Origin of the sequence: Ensifer sp. LBL, from assembly GCF_050435225.1 — a bacterium.
GTDB lineage: Bacteria > Pseudomonadota > Alphaproteobacteria > Rhizobiales > Rhizobiaceae > Ensifer.
Map to the genome: position 1 here is coordinate 111046 of NZ_JBNDJY010000004.1, position 21044 is coordinate 132089.

General features: G+C 63.4%; 27 protein-coding genes. 16 read left to right on the plus strand and 11 right to left on the minus strand.

All coding sequences use genetic code 11. The annotated features are described in order from the left end of the window. Window positions 1–25: 25 nt before the first annotated feature. From OKW20_RS16350 to OKW20_RS16380, 7 genes are all read left to right on the plus strand, one after another. Window positions 26–898, plus strand: a complete 873-nt coding sequence (locus OKW20_RS16350; RefSeq protein ID WP_429173611.1) for a carbohydrate ABC transporter permease — start codon at window positions 26–28, stop codon at window positions 896–898. Between the two features lie 5 nt (window positions 899–903). Beyond that, the gene (locus OKW20_RS16355) at window positions 904–1734 is read left to right on the plus strand and encodes a carbohydrate ABC transporter permease (RefSeq protein WP_034794097.1); all 831 of its coding nucleotides are present in this window, start codon (window positions 904–906) and stop codon (window positions 1732–1734) included. Between the two features lie 11 nt (window positions 1735–1745). Then, a complete protein-coding gene (locus OKW20_RS16360) occupies window positions 1746–2747 on the plus strand; it encodes an ABC transporter ATP-binding protein (protein WP_429173613.1) in 1002 nt (333 codons plus the stop codon). Next, on the plus strand, window positions 2744–3517 hold the full coding sequence (locus OKW20_RS16365) for an L-iditol 2-dehydrogenase (RefSeq protein WP_429173615.1): 774 nt from the start codon (window positions 2744–2746) through the stop codon (window positions 3515–3517). The genes OKW20_RS16360 and OKW20_RS16365 overlap by 4 nt, the downstream gene beginning before the upstream one ends. 40 nt (window positions 3518–3557) lie before the next feature. Then, window positions 3558–5042 (plus strand): mannitol dehydrogenase family protein, encoded by a 1485-nt coding sequence (locus tag OKW20_RS16370; protein ID WP_429173617.1) that lies wholly within the window; start codon window positions 3558–3560, stop codon window positions 5040–5042. Window positions 5043–5048: 6 nt separating this feature from the next. Beyond that, window positions 5049–5717, plus strand: coding sequence for an HAD family hydrolase (locus OKW20_RS16375; RefSeq protein ID WP_402320249.1), 669 nt, complete (start codon window positions 5049–5051; stop codon window positions 5715–5717). A 147-nt stretch (window positions 5718–5864) separates the two neighbouring features. Then, window positions 5865–7448 carry an FGGY-family carbohydrate kinase gene (locus OKW20_RS16380; protein ID WP_429173620.1) on the plus strand — a complete coding sequence of 528 codons (1584 nt, stop codon included), beginning with the start codon at window positions 5865–5867 and terminating at the stop codon, window positions 7446–7448. A 193-nt stretch (window positions 7449–7641) separates the two neighbouring features. On the opposite strand, the gene OKW20_RS16385 is transcribed toward OKW20_RS16380, so the two are convergent. Beyond that, window positions 7642–7863, minus strand: a complete 222-nt coding sequence (locus OKW20_RS16385) for a hypothetical protein (RefSeq protein ID WP_156134182.1) — start codon at window positions 7861–7863, stop codon at window positions 7642–7644. A gap of 42 nt (window positions 7864–7905) precedes the next feature. Beyond that, on the minus strand, window positions 7906–8700 hold the full coding sequence (locus OKW20_RS16390) for a response regulator (protein WP_043620716.1): 795 nt from the start codon (window positions 8698–8700) through the stop codon (window positions 7906–7908). A 154-nt stretch (window positions 8701–8854) separates the two neighbouring features. On the opposite strand from OKW20_RS16390, the gene OKW20_RS16395 reads away from it, so the two are divergent. The 3 genes from OKW20_RS16395 (at window position 8855) to OKW20_RS16405 (ending at window position 11313) form a co-directional block, all read left to right on the plus strand. Then, window positions 8855–9049, plus strand: coding sequence for a NepR family anti-sigma factor (locus tag OKW20_RS16395; protein WP_034794063.1), 195 nt, complete (start codon window positions 8855–8857; stop codon window positions 9047–9049). 8 nt (window positions 9050–9057) lie between these two features. Next, complete coding sequence (locus OKW20_RS16400) at window positions 9058–9612, plus strand: RNA polymerase sigma factor (protein WP_043620713.1); 555 nt, start codon at window positions 9058–9060, stop codon at window positions 9610–9612. Window positions 9613–9810: 198 nt separating this feature from the next. Next, a complete protein-coding gene (locus tag OKW20_RS16405; protein WP_429173622.1) occupies window positions 9811–11313 on the plus strand; it encodes a sensor histidine kinase in 1503 nt (500 codons plus the stop codon). 113 nt (window positions 11314–11426) lie between these two features. Here the strand turns inward: OKW20_RS16405 and OKW20_RS16410 are convergent, their stop codons facing one another. The 7 genes from OKW20_RS16410 to hemP all read right to left on the minus strand — a co-directional run bounded on the left by OKW20_RS16410 (window position 11427) and on the right by hemP (window position 16567). Continuing rightward, window positions 11427–11858: a hypothetical protein gene (locus OKW20_RS16410; protein WP_429173623.1), complete on the minus strand. Its 432-nt coding sequence runs from the start codon at window positions 11856–11858 to the stop codon at window positions 11427–11429. A gap of 76 nt (window positions 11859–11934) precedes the next feature. Continuing rightward, window positions 11935–12303, minus strand: a complete 369-nt coding sequence (locus OKW20_RS16415; protein ID WP_034794036.1) for a DUF883 family protein — start codon at window positions 12301–12303, stop codon at window positions 11935–11937. A 176-nt stretch (window positions 12304–12479) separates the two neighbouring features. After that, complete coding sequence (locus OKW20_RS16420; protein ID WP_429173625.1) at window positions 12480–13271, minus strand: heme ABC transporter ATP-binding protein; 792 nt, start codon at window positions 13269–13271, stop codon at window positions 12480–12482. A gap of 8 nt (window positions 13272–13279) precedes the next feature. After that, on the minus strand, window positions 13280–14398 hold the full coding sequence (locus OKW20_RS16425) for a FecCD family ABC transporter permease (RefSeq protein ID WP_429173627.1): 1119 nt from the start codon (window positions 14396–14398) through the stop codon (window positions 13280–13282). Further along, on the minus strand, window positions 14385–15335 hold the full coding sequence (locus OKW20_RS16430; protein ID WP_429173629.1) for a heme/hemin ABC transporter substrate-binding protein: 951 nt from the start codon (window positions 15333–15335) through the stop codon (window positions 14385–14387). Before OKW20_RS16430 ends, OKW20_RS16425 begins: the two co-directional genes overlap by 14 nt. A 22-nt stretch (window positions 15336–15357) precedes the next feature. Next, the gene (locus tag OKW20_RS16435) at window positions 15358–16419 is read right to left on the minus strand and encodes a hemin-degrading factor (RefSeq protein WP_429173631.1); all 1062 of its coding nucleotides are present in this window, start codon (window positions 16417–16419) and stop codon (window positions 15358–15360) included. A 10-nt stretch (window positions 16420–16429) separates the two neighbouring features. Then, entirely contained in the window at window positions 16430–16567 is a 138-nt protein-coding gene (gene hemP, locus OKW20_RS16440) for a hemin uptake protein HemP (RefSeq protein ID WP_034794249.1), read from the minus strand. A 251-nt stretch (window positions 16568–16818) separates the two neighbouring features. On the opposite strand from hemP, the gene OKW20_RS16445 reads away from it, so the two are divergent. From OKW20_RS16445 to OKW20_RS16465, 5 genes are all read left to right on the plus strand, one after another. After that, window positions 16819–17256: a hypothetical protein gene (locus OKW20_RS16445; protein ID WP_429174499.1), complete on the plus strand. Its 438-nt coding sequence runs from the start codon at window positions 16819–16821 to the stop codon at window positions 17254–17256. 78 nt (window positions 17257–17334) lie between these two features. Next, on the plus strand, window positions 17335–18240 hold the full coding sequence (locus tag OKW20_RS16450) for an energy transducer TonB (RefSeq protein ID WP_429173632.1): 906 nt from the start codon (window positions 17335–17337) through the stop codon (window positions 18238–18240). Window positions 18241–18443: 203 nt separating this feature from the next. Beyond that, window positions 18444–18857, plus strand: a complete 414-nt coding sequence (locus tag OKW20_RS16455) for a DUF2325 domain-containing protein (RefSeq protein WP_043620688.1) — start codon at window positions 18444–18446, stop codon at window positions 18855–18857. 28 nt (window positions 18858–18885) lie between these two features. Continuing rightward, on the plus strand, window positions 18886–19155 hold the full coding sequence (locus OKW20_RS16460) for a hypothetical protein (protein ID WP_043620684.1): 270 nt from the start codon (window positions 18886–18888) through the stop codon (window positions 19153–19155). 9 nt (window positions 19156–19164) lie between these two features. Then, entirely contained in the window at window positions 19165–19479 is a 315-nt protein-coding gene (locus OKW20_RS16465) for an antibiotic biosynthesis monooxygenase family protein (RefSeq protein ID WP_043620682.1), read from the plus strand. A gap of 88 nt (window positions 19480–19567) precedes the next feature. Here OKW20_RS16465 and OKW20_RS16470 read toward each other — a convergent pair whose 3' ends face one another. After that, the gene (locus OKW20_RS16470) at window positions 19568–19936 is read right to left on the minus strand and encodes a DUF423 domain-containing protein (RefSeq protein ID WP_402320217.1); all 369 of its coding nucleotides are present in this window, start codon (window positions 19934–19936) and stop codon (window positions 19568–19570) included. Between the two features lie 2 nt (window positions 19937–19938). Next, complete coding sequence (locus OKW20_RS16475; RefSeq protein ID WP_192447034.1) at window positions 19939–20331, minus strand: globin; 393 nt, start codon at window positions 20329–20331, stop codon at window positions 19939–19941. Between the two features lie 142 nt (window positions 20332–20473). Between OKW20_RS16475 and OKW20_RS16480 the strand changes: the two genes are divergently transcribed. After that, window positions 20474–21034, plus strand: a complete 561-nt coding sequence (locus OKW20_RS16480; RefSeq protein WP_429173635.1) for a TetR family transcriptional regulator — start codon at window positions 20474–20476, stop codon at window positions 21032–21034. The last annotated feature ends 10 nt before the right edge of the window (window positions 21035–21044 follow it).

Genomic DNA, 21044 nt, shown 5'->3' on the forward strand with positions numbered 1-21044 from the left:
TGAATTCCATCATTTGGGGGACGCCATGGCGACCTTGCACACACGCTCCGCCGCGCGGCTGATGATCGCGCCTTCGGTGCTTCTGCTTCTGGCCTGGATGATCGTTCCCCTGGCCATGACGATCTATTTCTCGTTCCTGCGCTACAATCTGTTGATGCCGGGCATGGAAGAGTTCGCCGGCTTCACGAACTACAAATACTTCCTGACCGATCCCGCTTTCTTCCAGGCGATTTTCAACACGCTGGCGATCGTGCTCGGCGTGCTGTTCATCACTGTCGTCGGCGGCATCGCGCTGGCGCTTTTGCTCGACCAGCCGATGTTCGGGCAGGGGATCGTGCGCATCCTCGTCATTGCTCCCTTCCTGATCATGCCGACGGTGGCCGCACTCGTCTGGAAGAACATGTTCATGAACCCGGTCAACGGGCTCTTTGCGTGGATCGCCAAGCTCTTCGGGCTGCAGCCCTTCGACTTCCTCGCCAATGCGCCGTTGATGTCGGTTATCCTGATCGTCGCCTGGCAATGGCTGCCCTTTGCGACGCTCATCCTTCTGACGGCACTGCAGTCGCTCGACGAGGAGCAGAAGGAAGCAGCCCAGATGGACGGCGCCGGCGCCTTTAGCCGCTTCATCTACCTGGTGCTGCCGCATCTGTCCCGCGCGATCACCGTCGTCATCCTGATCCAGACGATCTTCCTGCTCTCGGTCTTTGCCGAGATCCTGGTGACGACCAATGGCGGCCCGGGCACGCAGAGCACCAACCTGACCTTCCTCGTCTATGCGCAGGCTCTCTTGCAATTCGACGTGGGCGGCGCGTCCGCCGGCGGCATCATCGCTGTCATCCTCGCCAACATCGTCGCATTCTTCCTGATGCGCATGATCGGCAAGACGCTGGAGGCTTGAGAACCATGGCACGCAACGTCTCCACCCAAAGAAAGATCGTCGTCACCGTCGTCGCCTGGACGATCGGCATCCTGATCTTCTTCCCGATCCTCTGGACGTTCCTGACGAGCTTCAAGACCGAGGCAGAGGCGATCGCCTCGCCGCCGTCGCTGTTCTTCTTCGACTGGACGACGGAGAACTATCACGAGGTGCAGAGCCGCTCGAACTACTTCCTGCACTTCATGAACTCGGTCGTCGTCTCCTTCGGCTCGACGCTGATCGGCCTGATCATCGCCATCCCGTCCGCCTGGGCGATGGCGTTCTCGCCGACCAAGCGCACCAAGGACGTGCTCATGTGGATGCTCTCCACCAAGATGATGCCGTCGGTGGGCGTGCTGGTGCCGATGTACCTGTTGTTCCGCAACACCGGCCTGCTCGACACCCGCACCGGCCTCGTGATCGTGCTGACGCTGATCAACCTGCCGATTATCATCTGGATGCTCTACACCTACTTCAAGGAGATCCCGGGCGAGATCCTCGAAGCGGCCCGCATGGATGGCGCCTCGCTCTCCAAGGAGATCATCTATGTGCTGACGCCGATGGCGATCCCCGGCATTGCCTCGACGCTGCTCTTGAACATCATCCTCGCCTGGAACGAGGCGTTCTGGACGCTGAACCTCAGTGCGGCGAAAGCCGCGCCGCTGACAGCCTTCATCGCCTCCTATTCGAGCCCCGAGGGCCTGTTCTACGCCAAGCTTTCGGCCGCCTCGACCATGGCGATCGCCCCCATCCTCATACTCGGCTGGTTCTCGCAGAAGCAGCTCGTACGCGGCCTTACCTTCGGCGCGGTCAAATAAGGGATACGACAATGGGAAGCATTACACTCAGCAAGGTTTCGAAGGTCTTCGGCGCCCATGCCGTCATCCCCTCGATCGACCTCGACATCAACAATGGCGAGTTCGTCGTCTTCGTCGGCCCGTCCGGTTGCGGGAAGTCGACGCTGCTCCGCCTGATCGCTGGCCTGGAGGATGTCAGCGACGGCGACATCGTCATCGACGGCAAGAACGCCACCGAACTGCCGCCGGCGCAGCGCGGTCTCTCGATGGTGTTCCAGTCCTACGCGCTCTATCCGCATATGAGCGTGCGCTCCAACATCGCCTTTCCGCTGAAGATGGCGGGCGAAGACAAGGCCGTCATCGACAAGAAGGTGTCGGATGCAGCCCGCGTGCTGAACCTCACCGACTATCTCGACCGCAAGCCGCGGCAACTTTCCGGCGGCCAGCGCCAGCGCGTCGCGATCGGCCGGGCGATCGTTCGCCAGCCGAAGGCGTTTCTCTTTGACGAGCCACTGTCGAACCTCGACGCGGCGCTGCGCGTCAACATGCGGCTGGAAATCAGCCAGCTGCATCAGGACCTCAAGACGACGATGATCTACGTCACCCACGACCAGGTGGAGGCCATGACCATGGCCGACAAGATCGTGGTGCTGAACCGCGGCCGCATAGAGCAGGTCGGCTCGCCGCTCGACCTCTACCACAAGCCGGACAATCTGTTCGTTGCCGGCTTCATCGGCTCGCCGCGCATGAACATCGTCACAGGTCCCGCGGCCTCCGCTTATCAGGCACACACCATGGGCATTCGGCCTGAACACCTGGCGCTTTCGAAGGAAAGCGGAACCTGGCAAGGCACGGTCGGCGTCGCTGAACATCTCGGCTCCGACACCTTCCTGCACGTCAATGTCGACAATGTCGGCACGGTGACGGCACGCGTCAGCGGTGACTTCGCGGTGACCCACGGCGACCGCGTCTTCCTGACGCCCGATCCGCAGCGCGTCCACAGGTTCGATGAAAAGGGGCTGGCAGTTCGATGAAACGTCTTGAAGGAAAGAGCGCGCTGATCACCGGGTCCGCGCGGGGGATCGGTCGTGCCTTTGGGGAGGCCTATATCCGCGAGGGCGCCACGGTCGCGATCGCCGACATCAACATCGAGCGGGCGCGGCAGACGGCCTCCGAAATCGGTGCCGGCGCCTATGCGGTCGAGATGGACGTCACCAGCCAGGCGTCGATCGACGCGGCAATCGCCGCGGTCGTCAAGGAAACGGGCGGGCTCGACATTCTCGTCAACAATGCAGCGCTCTTCGACCTGGCGCCGATCGTCGAGATCACCCGCGACAGCTACGACCGGCTGTTTTCGATCAATGTCGCTGGAACGCTGTTCACCATGCAGGCGGCCGCAAAGCAGATGATCGTGCAAGGGCGCGGCGGCAAGATCATCAACATGGCGAGCCAGGCCGGACGCCGCGGCGAAGCGCTGGTCGCGATCTATTGCGCCACCAAGGCGGCGGTCATCAGCCTCACCCAATCGGCCGGCCTCAACCTCATCAATCACGGTATCAACGTCAACGCGATCGCGCCCGGCGTGGTCGATGGCGAGCATTGGGACGGCGTTGATGCGCTGTTTGCCAAATACGAGAACCGTCCGCGCGGCGAGAAGAAGAAGCTCGTCGGCGCCGAGGTGCCCTTCGGCCGGATGGGAACGGCCGAGGACCTGACGGGCATGGCGATCTTCCTCGCGTCAGCCGAGAGCGACTACGTCGTCTCGCAGACCTATAACGTCGACGGCGGCAACTGGATGAGCTGAACCGGCGTCAGCCGGTGAAGCCTCGAAAGGATACGGGATCATGACGACCAAACTCTCAACTGCCGCCCTCGACACGATCAAGGCCAAAGCCGGCGTGCCTGCCTACGACCGGTCGCAACTGACGGCGGGCATCGTGCATTTCGGCGTCGGCAACTTTCACCGGGCGCACCAGGCCGTCTATCTCGATGATCTCTTCAACGCTGGCTTCGACAGGGACTGGGCGATCATCGGCGCAGGTGTCCTTCCCTCCGATGCGACAATGCGCGCCAAGCTTGCCGCGCAGGATTTCCTGACGACCGTCGTCGAGCAGGACAACAACCGCACAGGCGCCCATGTGACCGGCGCCATGATCGACTATCTGGAACCGGGTGACGTCGCCGGGATCGTCGCCAGGCTCGCCGATCCCTCGATCCGCATCGTCTCCTTGACGATCACCGAAGGCGGCTACTTCATCGATCCGGCCTCGGGCGTGTTCAACCCGACCCATCCTGATATCGTCGCCGATGCGCAGAACCCGGCCGCTCCCAAGACGGTGTTCGGACTGATCGTTGCCGGCCTGAAGGCGCGTCGAGACAGGAACGTGCCGCCGTTCACCGTGATGTCCTGCGACAACATTCCGGGCAATGGCGAGGTTACCCATGCGGCGGTGTCGGGGCTTGCGCGCCTCCATGATCCGGCCTTCGCCGACTGGATCGACGCCAACGTCGCCTTCCCGAACGGCATGGTCGACCGCATCACGCCGGCAACCGGCGCGCGCGAGATCGGCATCGTTGCCGACGACTACGGCATCGAGGACGCCTGGCCGGTGTTCTGTGAGGAGTTCAAGCAGTGGGTGCTCGAGGATCATTTCCCGCTCGGTCGCCCGGCGCTGGAGAAAGTCGGCGTCCAGTTCGTGCCTGATGTCGCGCCCTACGAGCACATGAAGATCCGCATCCTCAATGGCGGCCATGCGGCGATCGCTTACCCCGCCGCTCTTCTCGACATTCATTTCGTCCACGAGGCGATGGAGGAGCCGCTGATCCGCGCCTTCCTTGCCAAGCTCGAGCATGACGAGATCATCCCGGTCATTCCGCCAGTGCCGAACACCGATCTCGGCGATTACTACAAGCTGATCGAGACGCGTTTTTCCAATCCGAAGATCGGCGACACCATTCCCCGGCTCGCCCAGGACGGCTCCAACCGGCAGCCGAAATTCATCCTGCCCTCGACCGCCGATCGGCTGGCGCGCGGCGAGGATGTCGTCGGGCTGTCGCTCGTCTCTGCGCTCTGGTGCCGATACTTCGCCGGCACGTCGGACAGCGGCAAGACGATCGTCTTTAACGACCAAAGCGCCGACCGGCTGAACAGGGCGGCGCTTGCCGCCAAGGACGATCCCATGGCCTTCCTGGCGCTTGGCGACATCTTCGGCGACGTCGCACGCTCCGATCTCTTCCGCCGTCGTTTCGCCCATGCATTGAAAACCCTCTGGGAAAAGGGTACGCGCGCTACGCTCCAGCTTTATCTGGACGGCAAGCTTGAGGGATGAAGTGCGATGGCGGATGCGGCGTCGGGGTTGGTGATCTTCGATTGCGACGGGGTGCTCGTCGATAGCGAGCCGATCTCGCTGGAGGTGCTGGTAGACGTGCTCTCGGCCGCCGGCGTCTCGATGACCACCGAGGAGGCGACCGAACGCTTTCTCGGGCGCAGCCTCAAAAGCATGTCGGCGACCTTGCATGACGAATACGGGCTTGCGACCGACGATGCGTTTCTCGAAGGTATGCGCCTTCGCCTTTACGACCGTTTTCGCACCGAGCTGCAGCCGATCGCCGGCATCCGGGGCGCCGTCGAAGGCCTGAAGGGCGCCTGCTGCGTCGCTTCGTCCAGCCAACCCGAGCGCATCCGCCTGTCGCTGACCGTCACCGGGCTCATCGATCTCTTCGAGCCCAACATCTTCTCCGCCACCATGGTGAAACACGGCAAGCCGGCGCCGGATCTCTTTCTCCACGCGAGCCGCCAAATGGGCTTCGATCCTCACGACTGTGTCGTCATCGAGGACAGCCCGGCCGGGATCGAGGCGGCGAAGGCGGCGGGCATGCGGGTCTTCGCCTTTGCCGGCGGCAGCCATGCGCGTACCGACAAGCATCGGCAGAGTCTTGCCGCTCTCAGTCCCGACGTGCTGTTTGACGACATGGGCGAATTGTTACAGTTTGTCGGCCGGTAGCAGCAGGGACGAAACGGGAGCGGGACGAGGAACATGTGCGCGGTTTTCCGCCCGCACGTCCGCTCTCCTTCATGACAATCGATCACGGTTGTGATGGGGTCTGGCAGATCCTAAATCAGCGTGATCTTGGGGCGGGGACTTTCTTTGATGCGTGAATTCGTCGTTGCGGTCGATGTCGGTACCGGCAGTGCACGCGCCGGTATATTTGACGGCAAGGGCAAGCTGCTTGCGCGTGCCGACCTGCCGATCGCCATGAACCGGCCGGAAGAAAATCACGCCGAGCACGATTCCGAAGATATCTGGCGCGCCGTCTGCGGCGCCGTCAAAGCGGCGAAGGAAAAGGCCGGGATCGCTGCGGAGGATATTGCGGCGATCGGCTTCGACGCCACCTGCTCGCTGGTCGTGCGCGACCGTGAGGGCAAGCCGCTTTCGGTCAATCGCAAGGGCGAGGCGCGCTGGGACACGATCGTCTGGCTCGACCACCGGGCGCTCGCCGAGGCGGATTTCTGCACGGCGACCGGTCATCCGGTACTCGACTTCTCCGGCCGCGTGATGTCGCCGGAAATGGAAATGCCGAAGCTCATGTGGCTGAAGCGCAACCTGCCGCAGCAATGGCAGAAGGCCGGCTTCTTCTTCGATCTTGCCGACTATCTTTCCTGGCGGGCGACCGGCAGTGCTGCGCGCTCGCGCTGCACGCTGACGGCCAAATGGAATTACCTGGCGCATGAGAAGCGCGGCTGGCAGCCGGACTATCTCGCAAAGATCGGGCTCGACGACCTCGTCGAACGCGGCGGGCTGCCGGAAGAAACGCTGCCGATCGGAAGCTCCGTCGGCCATCTGAGCGCTGCAGCCGCTGCCGAGCTTGGCCTCGACGAGGCCTGCCAGGTGGCGCCCGGCATGATTGACGCCTATGCCGGCGCGCTCGGTGTCGTCGGCGGCTTCATCGGCAAGCCAGAGAAGCTCGAAAGACAGCTGGCGCTGATTGCCGGCACGTCGAGTTGCATCGTCGCCTTTTCCAAGGACATGAAGCCGGGTTTCGGCATGTGGGGGCCGTACTACGAAGCGGTGCTGCCCGGCGCCTGGCTGATCGAGGGCGGACAGTCGGCGACCGGCGCGCTGCTCGATCATATCGTGCGCCTGCATGGCGGAGGCCTTGAGCCAACCGCCGAAACTCATGGCCGGATCATCGCGCGGGTGCAGGAACTGCGCGCCGAGCAGGGCGTGACCTTTGCCGAGCGGCTGCATGTGCTGCCCGATTTTCACGGCAACCGCTCGCCGCTCGCCGACCCGCACGGCCTCGGCGTTATCAGCGGTCTGCCGCTCGATTCCTCCTTCGACGCGCTCTGCCGTCTCTACTGGCGCACTTGCGTCGCGATCGCGCTCGGCATCCGCCACATCCTGGAGATGATGCGGGAGGTCGGTTACCAGCTCGACACGCTGCACGTCACCGGTGGCCATGTGCGCAATGCGCTGCTCATGGAACTCTATTGCGACGTCACCGGCTGCCGGGTCGTGGCGCCGGAGGCGCCGGATGCCGTCCTGCTCGGTACGGCGATGGCGGCAGCGGTTGCCGGGGGCATGCATGCGGATCTCGCCGCAGCCGGCGCCGAAATGGCGTCGGGTGGGCACGAGCGCCTGCCGAACACGGCGGTTTGCGACGCCTATGATCGCGACTATCGCCGCTTCCTGGCCCTCTATCGCCACCGTGACGAGCTCGACAAGATGGCGTGACGGCTGCAGCCGAAAAGCTTGTTGCGGGGCCGTGGAACCTTTTTCCGTGTCGCGCATTTTGTTGTTGACCGGACGGTGGCGCGCATAGCCCCCAATGCGGCGCCGGAGGCAGACCGCCGGCCTACAACTCACACTCCCCGAGTGAGTTGCACATACCAGCCAGTGCCTTCCCTCGGCACTGGCTGTTGTGTTTTCAGGTGGCTGTCTCTTGCGAGAAATCTGACAGCATCTGGTGACGCGCGACGGGAACAAGCCGCCGGTCACCGCGCAGGGCGAGTGATGAAATTGCCGATGTCAGGTCAGAGATTTCTCGTCGGGACGTTCCGGCAATCTTGCCGAACCAGCTCCCAAAACGACCTGCAGCGGCCACACGCCGGAAGACGCGGAGCCGCTGCAGGATCTTGATTGGCTGCATGCCCCCTCGACCTTTACAGTCGAGGGAAACATGCAGTCGCGCTCAGGCCGCCGCCTTGGTGGATTCGTTGAAGAACAGAGCCTGGCTGATCAGCGCCTTGACCATGTCCGGATTGAACGGCTTGGTGACCAGGAAGGTCGGTTCCGGCCGTTCGCCGGTCAGGAGCCGCTCCGGGAAGGCGGTGATGAAGATCACCGGAATGGCGCTCGTCTTCAGGATGTCGTTGACCGCGTCGATGCCGGAGCTGCCGTCGGCAAGCTGGATATCGGCAAGCACCATGCTGGGCCGTGTCTTCTTGTAGAGTGCGATTGCTTCGTCGCGCGTGCGGGCGATGCCGGTGACGCGATGGCCGAGGCTTTCGACCATCTGTTCGATGTCGATGGCGATCAGCGGTTCATCCTCGATGATCATGATGTCGGTTGCAACCTGGCGCGAGATTTCCTGCGAGGCGCGATCGAGCAGGCCGCCGACCTTGTCGGTGCTGACGTCGAGAACTTCGGCCGCTTCCTCGGGCCGGAAGCCTTCGACCGAGACCAGAAGGAATGCCTGGCGGGCAAGAGGCGAGACGGTTGCCAGATTGATCGATGCGCGCTGCTCCCAGGCAAAGGGTGAGACCGGTTCCGGGACGAGCACGGACGAAGATCCGAAGAGCGAGGTGAACAGGCGGAACAGGCCAACGCGGTCATTGCTTGCTTCGGGGAAAATCGACGTGTCGGCGATCAGCGCTTCGAGAACGGCGGCCACATAGGCGTCGCCTGATGTCTGCGAGCCGGTCAGCGCGCGTGAATAGCGGCGCAGGTACGGCAGGAGCGGTGCGATCCGCGTGGACAATGTCATAGAGGAACTCCCTCGAAAATCGTTTTACGGTGACGTTGCGAGAACGCTCTTCGTAAAAAAAGGTTCCGCGAGGGAACATTTCAATTTTCAGCGGCGTTATGGCGGCTAAGGACAGTTTTGGCGATTACGGACAGTTGAAGGCGACAGTTTGAAAATGAAACATAAAACAGGGGCAGGGCGGACCACCGGCACGACCTTATGGACAGAAGATCCAAATGCGCAAATTGCAGCGAAGCTGAAGGCGCTCTATCAGTCCGTGCAGGAAGAGGCGATACCCGCGCGTTTTCTCGATCTTCTGGAAAAACTCGACGCGGCCGAGCAGCAATCGGCGCTGCAGGGCAGGGAGTGAGTACCGGAATGTCATCCGAAAATAATGATTTCAAACGTGAGATGCTGGCCGCGTTGCCGAGCCTTCGTGCCTTCGCCATGTCGTTGATCGGCCGTCACGATCGCGCCGACGACCTGGTCCAGGATACCATCATGAAGGCCTGGGCGAAGCAGGATCACTTCGAGATGGGCACCAACATGAAGGCCTGGCTCTTCACCATCCTGCGCAACGAACTCTATAGCCAGATGCGCAAGCGCGGGCGCGAGGTTCAGGACAGCGACGGGCATTTCACCGAGTCGCTCGCCCATCATCCCGAGCAATATGGTTCGCTGGACCTGCAGGATTTCCGCAAGGCGCTCGAGATGCTGCCGCCCGACCAGCGCGAAGCCATCATCCTCGTGGGCGCCTCCGGCTTTTCCTACGAGGAAGCGGCCACGATCTGCGGCTGCGCGCTCGGAACGATCAAGAGCCGCGTCAACCGCGCGCGCCAGCGCTTGCAGGATATTCTTCAGGTGAAGGGCGAAAACGACTACGGCCCCGACGAGACGTCGGCCCCGATCACGTCGCGCGCCTTCGTTTCTTGAGGAAAGTTTCGAACTGGGCACCGTTGCAAAAGCGACGGTGTCCTGCTTTCACTGGCGCTTGGCCCGAGAGGGACAGGCGGTTGATGGAGGCAGAGCGCAATCATGACGATTTTGGGTCGATATGCCCAGAACCGAGCGAGATGCGGGTGCAGCTCTCAAGGGGCTCCCCAGCCCGCTCAGATTGGGAATTGAGACCGAATGCGCATGAGGACTGAAAGGACAGACCCGCCCGTCACGAGGCTGCTCGACGCGCCCGAACGTCTGAGCGTCCTGCACGCGACCGTGCCCGACATGGCGGTGCCGGACCGGGATTTCGATGGCATCGTTGAAATTGCGGCCGGCCTCTTCGAGGCGCCGATTGCGCTGGTAACCTTGATCGATCGCGAATGGCAGTGGTTCAAGGCGGCGGTCGGAACTACGGAGAGCCGGGCGTCGTCGGAGGAGTCCTTTTGCGTGCAGGTGGCGGCCGAGGCGGGTGCCAGCCTTGTCGTGCTCGACGCATCGACTGATCCGCGGTTCATGCGGCGCTCGCGGGTGGTCGGCCCGCCGTTCCTGCGGTTTTATGCCGGCGCGCCGATCATGCTCGAGGGGCAGGCGGTCGGCACGGTCTGCGTTCTTGACGACAAGCCGCGCGCCGACGTGCCGCAGGTGCTTATTGACCAGCTGGGTCGGCTCGCCGGGCTTGCCGCTTCCCTCTTCAAGATCAAGGACGAAGCGCGCCGGCGCGCGCTGAAAGAGGCGGCGCTGTCACGCGAGGAGCAGCGCCACGCCATGGCGCTCGAAGCGGCGAACATCGGCAGCTGGCTGTGGGACATCCGCTCCGGGGCGATTGCCGGCAACAGCGCGATGAAACGCATGTTCGGCCTGCCGGCCGACAGCTTCGTCGGCGCCCGCGAGATCTTCGGAGCGATTCATATCGACGATCGCGGCGCGACCTTTTCAAAGCTGCGCCAGGCGATGAAGGCCGACGATGAGTACGACGGCATGTTCCGTGTCGGCGACACCGGCCGCTGGCTGCTCGGGCGCGGCCGCGTGCACGATCGCGACAGCAAGGGCAATCCGTTGACGTTCATCGGCGTCACCATCGATGTCACCGACCAGCAGGCGTCGGTGCAGCGCACCCGGCTGTTGCTGAAGGAGCTCAACCATCGGGTCAAGAATACGCTCGCGATGCTGCAGTCGCTTGCCCGCCAGACATTGCGCCAGACGAGCGATCCGGCGGAATTCATGACCGCCTTTGCCGGCCGTTTGCAGGCGATCTCCGAAGCGCACGGGCTGCTTTCCGACCATGAATGGGGCACCATCCGGCTTGCCGACCTCATCGCCAAGCAACTGCTGCCGCATGTCAATTGCTATGCCGAGCAGATCGAGATCCACAAGGACGAGATATCGCTCGGGCCTGACCAGGCGGTCGGCCTCGGTCTGGTTCTGCATGAGCTTGCCACCAATGCCGTCAAATACGGGTCGCTGTCGGTGCCGAAGGGGAAGGTGGTTCTGACGGCGCGCAACATGATCGAGGATGGCGAAAGCGTTCTGCATCTCACCTGGACCGAAGTCGGCGGGCCGCCGGTGCGCGAGCCGAAGCGACGCGGCTTCGGCTCGATCCTGATCGAGCGGAGCCTCGATAAGGTCTTGGGCAGCTCGGTCAAGGTGGAGTATCTGCCAGCCGGCGTTACCGCGCTTATCCGCCTGCCGCTTTAACGCGTTGATCGCAACCGGGATTGACGCAAGCGCGCAAGCTTCTCCGGTCAGACACCAACGGTCTTCGGAGCGGGGAAAGTTCGAAAACGGGCCGGGAAGCCCGTGCTTGATCGTCAGTCGTCGCGCCGGCGCTCGCGCCGTTTGCCGGTTCCGACCAGTGCTCCGATCGCAAGTGCGGTAGCGACAGCCAGCAGCGGCTGTTTGCGAAGGATGCCCGCGGCGGCAAGCAGTGTCAGGTTGGTTTGCACTTGTCTGCGTCGGCGACGTTCTTCGGCCAAGCGGCGGTCGCGACCTTGCAGTATCGCCATGATGCCGAACAGCACCAGCGCGGTCACGAAAAACGCGATCGCGATCGCGACGGAGGCCGTGACCGGACTGTACACTTCGCTGAGATAGAGGAACGTGGCCGCGAGGCCGAAGACATAAGCTGTGGCAAGTAGCAATCCCATGATGCCCCACAGGATCGCGTTGCGTTTCACGCGCGCAGTGGCCGCGCCGATATCGGCGCTCATCAGCGCGGTCAGGGCTGCCGTCAATGGTCCCATGAATTGCCCCCGGTCATCTGCCCCTCGATCTTAGCGGATGGGTTGCACCCATCCGCCTTAACGGCTCGCATCGTCGTCAGCGACGAAGAAGCGCGGCGATCGCCAGACCGATCAGGGCGGCGGCACCGAGGGTGGCAACGGGATGCTCGCGCACGGCGTGCCGAACCTGCTTTTCCGTGCCGGCGTAGCGATCGCGAAGCTCGGCCAGCAGATCTTCGCCGCTTGCCAACAGTTCGCTGAGGCCCGCTTCGGCCTGCTCGCGGGCGTCCTGCGCCTTGCTGCGGGCCTGTTGCGAAGCCGTCGATCCGCGATCGGCCAGGAGGGCGACGAGCGTCGCCACATCATTGCGCAGTTCGCCCAGTTGTTCCTCGATGGAGATGTCGGCGAGCTTGCCGTTGCTTTTTGTCGAACGCGAGCTCGAACCGGAGAAGAGGCCTGACGCCATGACGAATACTCCCTTTCACACATGCGCCGGCCGCGAACGGTCGGCGCTTCTTGATCAAACCGGCGGGCACAACTGCAGGCCTGCGCCGGCGCTTCGGGAAGACAACGCGCAAGTGCGGAAATTGTTTCGATAAATCTTGGTGTTGGCTCTCGGAAGAATCCGGGCGTGCGCTTGCGTCAGAGCGATGCGGTTTGCGGCAGCACGAAGGGCACGGGTGCGGGCGGCGCCACGCCCACCCGCATGCGGCAACCGAAGACCGCTTCCATCGTCTCGTCCGTCAGCACCTCGGCAGGCGCGCCGCTGGCACGGACCTTGCCGGCCTTCATCATCACCATATGGTCGGCGAACATGGCGGTGAGATTGAGGTCGTGCATGACGGCGACCACACCACCGCCGCGTTCGCAAAAGTTGCGCGCGAGCTGCATGATGCCGAGCTGGTGGCGGATATCGAGGCTGGAAACGGGCTCGTCGAGCAAGAGATAACGCGGCTCGCCATCGGCAACGGGTTCGGAGATCTGGCAAAGCACGCGGGCAAGCTGCACGCGCTGCTGCTCGCCACCGGACAGTTCCTGGTAGAAGCGCCCGGCAAAACCACCGAGATCGACCGCTTCGAGCGCTTCCGCTGCGATCCGGTCGTGCAGCGCCGCGTCGGCGTTTGCGCCTGCGGCAAGTCCGAGCCGAACCACTTCGCGCACCGTGAACGGGAAGGAAATGACGGTCGATTGCGGCAGAACGCCACGCATCGACGCGAGTTCCCAGGGCTTCAGGCCGCGCAGGTCGCGGCCGTTGATGCGGATCGTCCCGCCCGCTGGCGCAAGCTCTCCGGAAATGGCCTTCAGCGTCGTGGTCTTGCCGCAGCCGTTCGGGCCGACGATCGCCGTCAGCGCGAAAGGTCGTGCGTCAAGCGAAACGCCGTGGAGGACCGGTCGCCCGCCGAGGCGGACGGAGAGATTGGAAACGTTGATCATGGCTTTGCTCACAATCCCATGTTCGAACGGCCGCGCAGCAGGATCCAGAGGAAGAACGGTGCGCCGATAAAAGCGGTGACGATGCCGATCGGCAGCTCCGCCGGGGTAACGATGGTGCGGGCGATCATGTCGGCAAGGATCAGAAGCGTCCCGCCGAGCAGAGCCGAGGCCGGTAGAAGGTAGCGGTGATCGGGGCCGATGACGAGGCGCAGCAGATGCGGCACGACGATGCCGACGAAGCCGATGCCGCCGCTGACGGCAACCGACGCGCCGGTCGCCGCAGCAACACTGACGATCGCGACGTTCTTCAGCCGCTGGACGGGGATGCCCATGTGGAAGGCGGCCGCCTCGCCAAGCGTGATCGCGTTGAGGCCGCGGGCAAGGAACGGCGTGACGGCGAGCGAAAGCAGGATGATCGGCGCCGATGTCAGGATCTTCGTCCAGTTGGCGCCGGCCAGCGACCCGAGGCCCCAGAAGGTGAGGTCGCGCAACTGCTTGTCGTCGGCCATGAACACCAGCACGCCGGTGACGGCGCCAGTCAGCGCGCCAAGCGCGATGCCGGCCAGAAGCAGGGTGGCGATCGAGGTCTGTCCGCCGCGCGTGGCTATGCGGTAGAGCAGAAGCGTGGTGACGAGGCCACCGAAGAAGGCAGCCACGGGCAGCGCGTAGAAGCCGAACAGGGCAAACAGCGGCCCGAAGGTGGCGGTGCCAAGCACGATCAGCAGCACGGCGCCAAGGCTTGCGCCCGAGGAAACGCCGACGAGGCCGGGATCGGCCAGGGGATTGCGGAACAGCCCCTGCATGACCACGCCGGAAACCGCAAGCGACGCGCCGACGAGCATGCCGAGCACGGCGCGCGGCAGCCGGATATCGAGAATGATGATGCGGTCGCGGATGCTCAAGGCCTGATCGGCCTCGCCGATCAGCCAGCGCCAGACATTGGCGAGCGACGCGTCGGCCGCACCGGTCATGATCGAGCCGATGAAGGTGGCGACGGCGATGACCGCGAGGGCGACGACGAGGAGCCGGGCGAGCCGTGAGCGATTGCCCGCACGCCATTCGTCGCGGATGTCGGCGGCCAATCCGGTCAGGCGCATGCCGCGGTCCAATGCCTCACTGCGAGGCATTGGCCTTCTTCCCGTAGATGGCGGCATTCAGTTCGCGAACGGCGCTTGCCGTGCGCGGGCCGAAGCCGAGCAGGTGCAGCCCGTCCATACGCACGAGCGCCTTGTTCTTGGCCGCAGGGGTCAGGCTCAACGCCGGCATGGCGAAGAGTTCTTCCGCCTTGGCGGAGTGTTCGCCGCCGCGATCCATCATCAGGATGACGTCGGGCTTGGCTTCGACGATCGCTTCGTCGCTGAGCGCCTTGTAGCCGGGGAAGGTGCCAACGGCGTTCACCGCGCCGGCGAGTTCGATGATGCCGTTGGCGGCGGTACCCTGACCGGAGGCCATGACCTTGCCGCCCTGGGTGCTCAAGATGAAGAGCACGCGCTTGCGCTCGCTGTCTGCACGCGCGGAACCCTCGGCCACGGCCGCATCGAGATCGGCTTCGACGCTCTTGGCGAGCGTTTCGGCCTTGTCCTCGACGCCGAGGAAGGCGCCAACGGCACGGATCTTGGCGGGAATGCCACCCTTGTCGAAGGTCTCCGGCACGCTGGTGAAGGCAATGTTGGCCCCCTTCAGCACGGCCAGCGCCTCCGGCGGGCCGCTGCCTTCGACGGCGACGATGGCGCTCGGGTTGACGGCGATGATGCCTTCGGGCGCGAGCTGGCGCATATAGCCGACGTCCGGAAGCGACTTTGCCGCTTCCGGATAGGTGCTGGTGGAATCACGCCCGACGAGACGGCCTTCTTCGCCGAGCGCATAGATGATCTCGGTGACGGCGCCGCCGACCGAAACGACACGCGAGACGTTGGCCTTCTGCGCATCCTCGGCCATGGCCGCCCGGATGAAGGCGGGGGCATCGGGTGCCACCGCCGGCAGCAGGAAGGTCGCCGAAAGGGCGAAGGCACCGAGCGCCAGGCCCGAGCGGCGAAGGCGACGGAAGTCGAGACCGTTGATCATCTTGCGTATCCTATTCTCTCGCTCAGGCGGCGACCGTCGTATCGAGGCGCGGCAGGCCCTCGGCGATCGAGCGCCATTCCGGACGCTCCGCCAGGCCCTCTTTGCGCTTGCCGAAGAACTGGATGATCATCTCGCCCTTGGCGTCGAGCGCCTCGATCGAGGTGACATGGCCGTCGGCCGTCGGCTTGCGCACGGCCCAAAGCTCGGCGATGTGGTCGGTGCGCAGGTGCAGGTGGAAGGTCGGATCCATGATGTTGAGCCAGGGGCCCATCGTCGCGATCTTTTCGATCGGGCCGGAATGGATCTGGATCATGCCGCGGTTGCCGACAAAGCACATGATCGGCAGTTCGACTTCGGCGCTCGCCTGCATCATCGCTTCGACGCTCTGCGGATCGAGCTGCCAGGCGAAATCGTCGCCGATGTTGCTCAGCGCCTGGCGGCGACCGATCTTCAGCTTGCGCAGAATGCCGTGGAACTGGTGGGTGTCCGTCATCTTCGTCCAGCGGTCACGCAATTCGACGACGTCGACGACCGTTTCCGGCTTGTCGTCGCTCGGCTGAACGCTGGTGTCGGCGACAAACGCCTGCGTCTGGTCGTCGAGGCGGAAGTCCGCGACGATCTTTTCATAGGCCGCGTCGTACGATGCGGCGCGCAGGTGCACCTTGTGTACGGCGTTGCCCCACTTGTCGAAGAACTGCAGGCTCTTGCGGACTTCGCCCTTGTCGTCCTTCTTCGTCACGGCAAAGGCGTGTGCCCAGGCGCTCGGGAAAACGCGAAGGTCGATCTGCTCGCCAAGCACGATGCTCGCCATCTCGCCGGTGGTGATCTTCTCGTAGACGCCGATCTTTTCGTGAACGGCGCTCTCGTTGCGGGTCAGCGCCATGACTTCGCCGAGTTCCTCGACGCGCGACAGGAAGCGGTTGGCGTCGGCATCGATGCGCACGGCCGTCAGCCCACATTCGGCAGCAACCAGCGCGGCTTCGGAAACGCCGAGCTGGGCTGCGATGTCACGCTCGCGCATCTTCGGGTTTTCGGCGCGGTAGGCGCGGATTTCGGAAGGAGTGGGGCGAAGGCTCTCGGTCATTTTCATCTGCCTATTTGTTCAGGATCAGCTTGCCTTGACGGGTGATCTTCATGCGGTAGATCGCGCCGTCGTGGGAAATGAGAATCTCGTTTTCGGTGCCGAAGAGCTCGCGACTTTCGATGATCCTTTGCGCCCGTCCGGTCAGCACCGGAAGCTCCGAGGGGCGTGCGAGATTGTTGTCGTTGGTCACTGTGTTTCGGCCGTTTCGAGTGGGCAGGCCGCGCTGATTTCCCCGCATTTCCCGCCGTGCAATTCGATTACTATCTTGACTTCATTACTCATATTTATTTATGGACGCAATACCGGACTTATAAACTCAAGTTAGTTGCTGCCGGCTTGTGGACAAGGGCGTGCGGCCGGCGTTCGGTGGTGTGCTCGATCCTTTGGAGTGGTGTCGTCATGAAGTTTCCCAGCCTTCCGATTGTTTCCGTTGCTCTTGCGGCTCTCGTTGCCGCAACCGCCGCCAAGGCGCAGGAGACCACAGCGGCCGGGGGGCTGACGATCGAGCTCAACGAGGTGGCGCCGTCGCAAAAGGGTTGCAAGCTCACCTTCGTTGCCGGCAACGAATTTGCGCAGTCGTTGAGCAAGGTTTCTTTCGAGTTTGTGATCTTCGATCAGAAGGGGCTGGTCGAGCGCATGGCCGTGCTCGATTTCCGCGATCTTCCCGCCGGCAAGACCAAGGTTCGCCAGTTCGATCTGCCCGGCACCAGTTGTGATGCGGTGAAGAGCCTGCTGATCAACGATGCGCCGGCCTGCGTCGGCGACGGCGTTCAGCCGGGTGCGTGCATGAGTGGGATCAAGACCGGCTCCAAGTCGGCGGTCGAACTCAAGGGGTGAGCGGGACGGGGGCTGAGCGCGTCCGGCAATCCGAGCATGAGGTTTGCGTCGCCCTGGTGCGACGAAGGTAAGGCTGCAATGAAGCGTATCGTCATCTGGACCGGGGCCGCCGTCCTCTCGCTTGCAACACATGGCGTCGTGCTCGCGACGCTGTTCGGCGGCAATCCGACCGAGACGCAACTGGATCTGATCCAGGGCGGTGAAAGCGTCGAAGTGGCGCTCCTTGGCGATGCTTTCGAGGAAACGCTGCAATCGGGCGAAGTGTCCGATGTCGTCGAGCCCACGGACGATCTGCCCGAGGAGGTTCAGCCCGCCGAGATCCAGCCGGTCGAGGATGTCGCCCCCACGCAGGAGATCGCTGCAGAGCAGCCCCACGATCTGACGGCGACCGAGGCGGACGTGATCCTGCCGGCCGAGGAAATGCCTACCCTGCAGGTTGCCGAGGCGGTGGTGACGGCGAGCGTCGCGCCGGTCGAGACCGTCGTGCCGGAAGAAAAGCCCGAGGAGCCGAAGAAGGAAAAGGTCGAAAAACCGGAGCCGAAGAAGCAGCCGGTGAAAAAGAAGAAGGTGACCCGCAAGAAGGCGGGCGACCAGGGTGAGCAGGCGCAGAACCAGGTCAAGGGTAAGCAGGACGGCCAGGAGAATGGCAGTTCATCCGCAGCAAATGGCAACAGCCGCGCGTCCGAGGTCGGCAACGCCAACATGGAGAATTACGGCGGCAAGATCCGCAAGCGGATCACGCGCCGGTTCAAGGTTCCGGCCGCCGCACGGCGCGACGGTGTATCCGGCACGGCGACCGTTCGTTTCACGCTGACATCGAATGGAAACCTGACGCGTGTCAGCCTCGCGAGCAGTTCCGGCTCGCCGGCGATCGATGAGGCTGCCATCGATGCGGTTCGCCGCGCTGCGCCATTCCCGGCGTTTCCGGCCGGAGCGCCAAGCTCCGAATCCTTCATCGTGCCGATGGTTGCGAGCGTCCGCTGATCTTCTCCTCTTGCGGCAGAATTCGCGCAGAAGCTGCAAGAAAAAAATATGATTAGAAAACTCATGTTTATACTTTACTCTGTTTATCAAGTTTAATAGGTTGCCCTCGTCACGCAGCCGAAGGGTGTGTGTCGAGAGGATTTCCCGATGCGACCGGCTGCCTGACGAAGGCCCTTGTCGCGCGACCAGGCGGAGAAGATTGCATGCGCGGCAAGCGTCACCAGAATGCGGCGAAGAACGGCAAGGGTCGCTCCGGTTCGGAACCGGTCGAGCCCCGCCAGGAGGCCGGCAAGGCGACGCTCGAAGGGCGCAGCTTCCTCTATGTCGGCGGCCGTGATTGCCAGGTGGCGCACTTGCGCGAAATCGCCAGCTCCTTCGGCGCCGAACTGCTGCACCACGATGGGGGCCTGCGCGAGGCCGTATCGCGCATCGACCGGGTGTTGCCGTCCGTCGACTGTGTCTTCTGCCCCATCGACTGCATCAGCCACGACGCATGTCTTCGCGTGAAGACTGGCTGCAAGAAGTGGGGCAAGGCCTTCGTGCCGCTGCGCAACGGCTCGAAGTCGAGCCTGGAGCGCGCGCTTCAGGACCTGACCACCAGCCGCAACGAGCGGTAATCCTCCCAAGACCAGACGAGAATTTGCAATGAACGAAGAACGTCCCGACCTTGCCATGATGATCGGCTTGCACAAGCTGGCCGCCCAGCAGGGCGACGGCCTGGTGCCTGAACTCTACGAGATCCTGACGCGACGGGCGCGCATGGTGGAAGAGAATGCCAATGTCGCGGAGTTCCCCACCTGGCAGGCCCGCCCGCCGGTGCGCGACCCGCTCGGGCTTGTGGAGCCGAAGGAAGGAACTATCCTCGCCTTTCCGCGTGCCGCCAACGACGCCGCCCGAAAAAAAGAAAGCGCCTAGGAGTTCCTGATGTTTGTTGCCATGAACCGTTTCCGTATTGCCGTCGGCCACGAAGAGGCTTTCGAGGCCGTATGGAAGGGGCGGGATTCCAGCCTTTCGGAAATGCCCGGCTTCGTTTCCTTCCACCTCTTGCGCGGCGACAGCGTGCCGGAGGAGGGCTACACGCTCTTCGTCTCGAACTCGGTCTGGAAGGACAGGGATTCGTTTTCCGCCTGGACGAAGTCGGACAACTTCCGTGCGGCGCACAAGAATGCCGGTGAGAACAAAGCGATGTATCTCGGTCCGCCGAAGTTCGAGGGTTTTTCGGCCGTCGAAGGCGCCTGATCCGCGCGCTAGCGCTGAGATATGATCCTGATTTCGCGTGTCATTCGCCTCCCGGATGGATCTCTCCGGGAGGCGAATTGTTTTTGTGTCAGGCCGTCTTCTTCGGCAGGAAGGCGCCGAGCGAAACGGCGAGCCAGCCTGCCATGATCGTCGTGCCACCAAGTGGAGCGGACATCGGGAAGAGGCCGTGGCCCGCAACATGGCGCATGGCAAGGTCCGCCGAGAACAGCGCTGTTCCGGCTGCGATCAGGAGCGCGGCAACGGCTGCGGTTCGAAAGTGTGGCCAGGCTGCGTAAAGCGCTACCAATGCCGGGGCGTGGGCGAGGCACATCGCCGAAATGCCGGCAAGCAGCCGCGGGTCTTCGCCATGCGAAGCGGCGGCCGCGCTGACAACGCCGGTCAGGCCCATCAAGCCGGCAACAAATAGCGTCGTTGCGCGAAATCCGCTGTGCGACATGGTCATTCCTTGTTTTGCATATGAAGGGCGAGACGGGTGATCGGGTCGAGGATGATCTGCCTGAGTTTTGGATGCTCGATGGTTTCCTCAAGCGCCCGGGTGAAGCAGAGCAGCCACTCGTCCCGCTCTTGCGGCCCGATCTCGGCGACGAAATGGCGGCGGCGCAGCATCGGATGGCCACGCTTTTCGACGTAGATTGGAGGCCCGCCGAGCCAGCCGGTCAGATACTCGTAGAATTTTTCTTCGCTTCCGGAAAGATCGGGCGGATGCACGGCGCGGCAGCGCGCCGCTTCCGGCAGCGTGTCCATCAGCTCGTAGAAGCGGCGCGTCAGCGCGCGAACCGTCGGGTCGCCGCCGATGGCTTCATAGAGGGTCGTGGTTTCCGGTTCCGCCATGGTCTGCGTCCTTCGTTCTGTCGGTCCTAGCGCGCGGCGACCGGGCGAACAACGATTTTTCAGGCCGCGGATTTGCGGCGTTTCATCGCGGTCGAACATCGCTTCTCTTGACAAACCGTCCAGACGGTATCTTTATGAGAATATGACCGAAGCTCATCGCCGCAAGAAACAGCCGGAACAGGTGCGCCAGCAATTGCTGGAGGTTGCCGCACGCCTTTCGCACGAGCAGGGGGTGGCCGGCATCACGCTCGATGCCGTGTCGCAGGCGGCCGGGGTCAGCAAGGGCGGGCTGCTGCATCACTTCCCGAACAAGCTCGCGCTTCTCGACGGGCTGTTCGACGATCTGGTGACGCGGTTCGATCGTGAGATCGAGGCGGCGATGGCGCGCGACCCGGTAGCGAAGGGGCGCTTTACCCGCGCCTACATCGACGTCTGCTTCGCGCTCGATCCCGCCACCGACGTGCCCGGCTGGCGCATGCTGACGATCGCGCTGATTGCCGAGCCGCATCTGAAGAGCCGCTGGCGCGACTGGGTCAGCCGGCGATCGGCGGAGTTTGCGGAGACGGATGGCTCGACCGGCTGCGTTCTTGCGCGCTTTGCCTGCGACGGTGTGTGGCTCGCGGATCTGATGCAGAGCCACGATCTCGATGCCGAGGCACGGATCGGTCTTGTTGAAAATCTCAAGGCGCTTTCGGCGCAGTAACCCGGATGGA

Bases quoted from the DNA above. Each gene is read 5' to 3' on its own strand.
- OKW20_RS16350 (WP_429173611.1), top strand. From the start codon at position 26: ATGGCGACCTTGCACACACGCTCCGCCGCGCGGCTGATGATCGCGCCT.
- OKW20_RS16355 (WP_034794097.1), top strand. From the start codon at position 904: ATGGCACGCAACGTCTCCACCCAAAGAAAGATCGTCGTCACCGTCGTC.
- OKW20_RS16360 (WP_429173613.1), top strand. From the start codon at position 1,746: ATGGGAAGCATTACACTCAGCAAGGTTTCGAAGGTCTTCGGCGCCCAT.
- OKW20_RS16365 (WP_429173615.1), top strand. From the start codon at position 2,744: ATGAAACGTCTTGAAGGAAAGAGCGCGCTGATCACCGGGTCCGCGCGG.
- OKW20_RS16370 (WP_429173617.1), top strand. From the start codon at position 3,558: ATGACGACCAAACTCTCAACTGCCGCCCTCGACACGATCAAGGCCAAA.
- OKW20_RS16375 (WP_402320249.1), top strand. From the start codon at position 5,049: ATGGCGGATGCGGCGTCGGGGTTGGTGATCTTCGATTGCGACGGGGTG.
- OKW20_RS16380 (WP_429173620.1), top strand. From the start codon at position 5,865: ATGCGTGAATTCGTCGTTGCGGTCGATGTCGGTACCGGCAGTGCACGC.
- OKW20_RS16385 (WP_156134182.1), bottom strand. From the start codon at position 7,863: ATGCAGCCAATCAAGATCCTGCAGCGGCTCCGCGTCTTCCGGCGTGTG.
- OKW20_RS16390 (WP_043620716.1), bottom strand. From the start codon at position 8,700: ATGACATTGTCCACGCGGATCGCACCGCTCCTGCCGTACCTGCGCCGC.
- OKW20_RS16395 (WP_034794063.1), top strand. From the start codon at position 8,855: ATGAAACATAAAACAGGGGCAGGGCGGACCACCGGCACGACCTTATGG.
- OKW20_RS16400 (WP_043620713.1), top strand. From the start codon at position 9,058: ATGTCATCCGAAAATAATGATTTCAAACGTGAGATGCTGGCCGCGTTG.
- OKW20_RS16405 (WP_429173622.1), top strand. From the start codon at position 9,811: ATGCGCATGAGGACTGAAAGGACAGACCCGCCCGTCACGAGGCTGCTC.
- OKW20_RS16410 (WP_429173623.1), bottom strand. From the start codon at position 11,858: ATGGGACCATTGACGGCAGCCCTGACCGCGCTGATGAGCGCCGATATC.
- OKW20_RS16415 (WP_034794036.1), bottom strand. From the start codon at position 12,303: ATGGCGTCAGGCCTCTTCTCCGGTTCGAGCTCGCGTTCGACAAAAAGC.
- OKW20_RS16420 (WP_429173625.1), bottom strand. From the start codon at position 13,271: ATGATCAACGTTTCCAATCTCTCCGTCCGCCTCGGCGGGCGACCGGTC.
- OKW20_RS16425 (WP_429173627.1), bottom strand. From the start codon at position 14,398: ATGCCTCGCAGTGAGGCATTGGACCGCGGCATGCGCCTGACCGGATTG.
- OKW20_RS16430 (WP_429173629.1), bottom strand. From the start codon at position 15,335: ATGATCAACGGTCTCGACTTCCGTCGCCTTCGCCGCTCGGGCCTGGCG.
- OKW20_RS16435 (WP_429173631.1), bottom strand. From the start codon at position 16,419: ATGACCGAGAGCCTTCGCCCCACTCCTTCCGAAATCCGCGCCTACCGC.
- OKW20_RS16445 (WP_429174499.1), top strand. From the start codon at position 16,819: ATGAAGTTTCCCAGCCTTCCGATTGTTTCCGTTGCTCTTGCGGCTCTC.
- OKW20_RS16450 (WP_429173632.1), top strand. From the start codon at position 17,335: ATGAAGCGTATCGTCATCTGGACCGGGGCCGCCGTCCTCTCGCTTGCA.
- OKW20_RS16455 (WP_043620688.1), top strand. From the start codon at position 18,444: ATGCGCGGCAAGCGTCACCAGAATGCGGCGAAGAACGGCAAGGGTCGC.
- OKW20_RS16460 (WP_043620684.1), top strand. From the start codon at position 18,886: ATGAACGAAGAACGTCCCGACCTTGCCATGATGATCGGCTTGCACAAG.
- OKW20_RS16465 (WP_043620682.1), top strand. From the start codon at position 19,165: ATGTTTGTTGCCATGAACCGTTTCCGTATTGCCGTCGGCCACGAAGAG.
- OKW20_RS16470 (WP_402320217.1), bottom strand. From the start codon at position 19,936: ATGTCGCACAGCGGATTTCGCGCAACGACGCTATTTGTTGCCGGCTTG.
- OKW20_RS16475 (WP_192447034.1), bottom strand. From the start codon at position 20,331: ATGGCGGAACCGGAAACCACGACCCTCTATGAAGCCATCGGCGGCGAC.
- OKW20_RS16480 (WP_429173635.1), top strand. From the start codon at position 20,474: ATGACCGAAGCTCATCGCCGCAAGAAACAGCCGGAACAGGTGCGCCAG.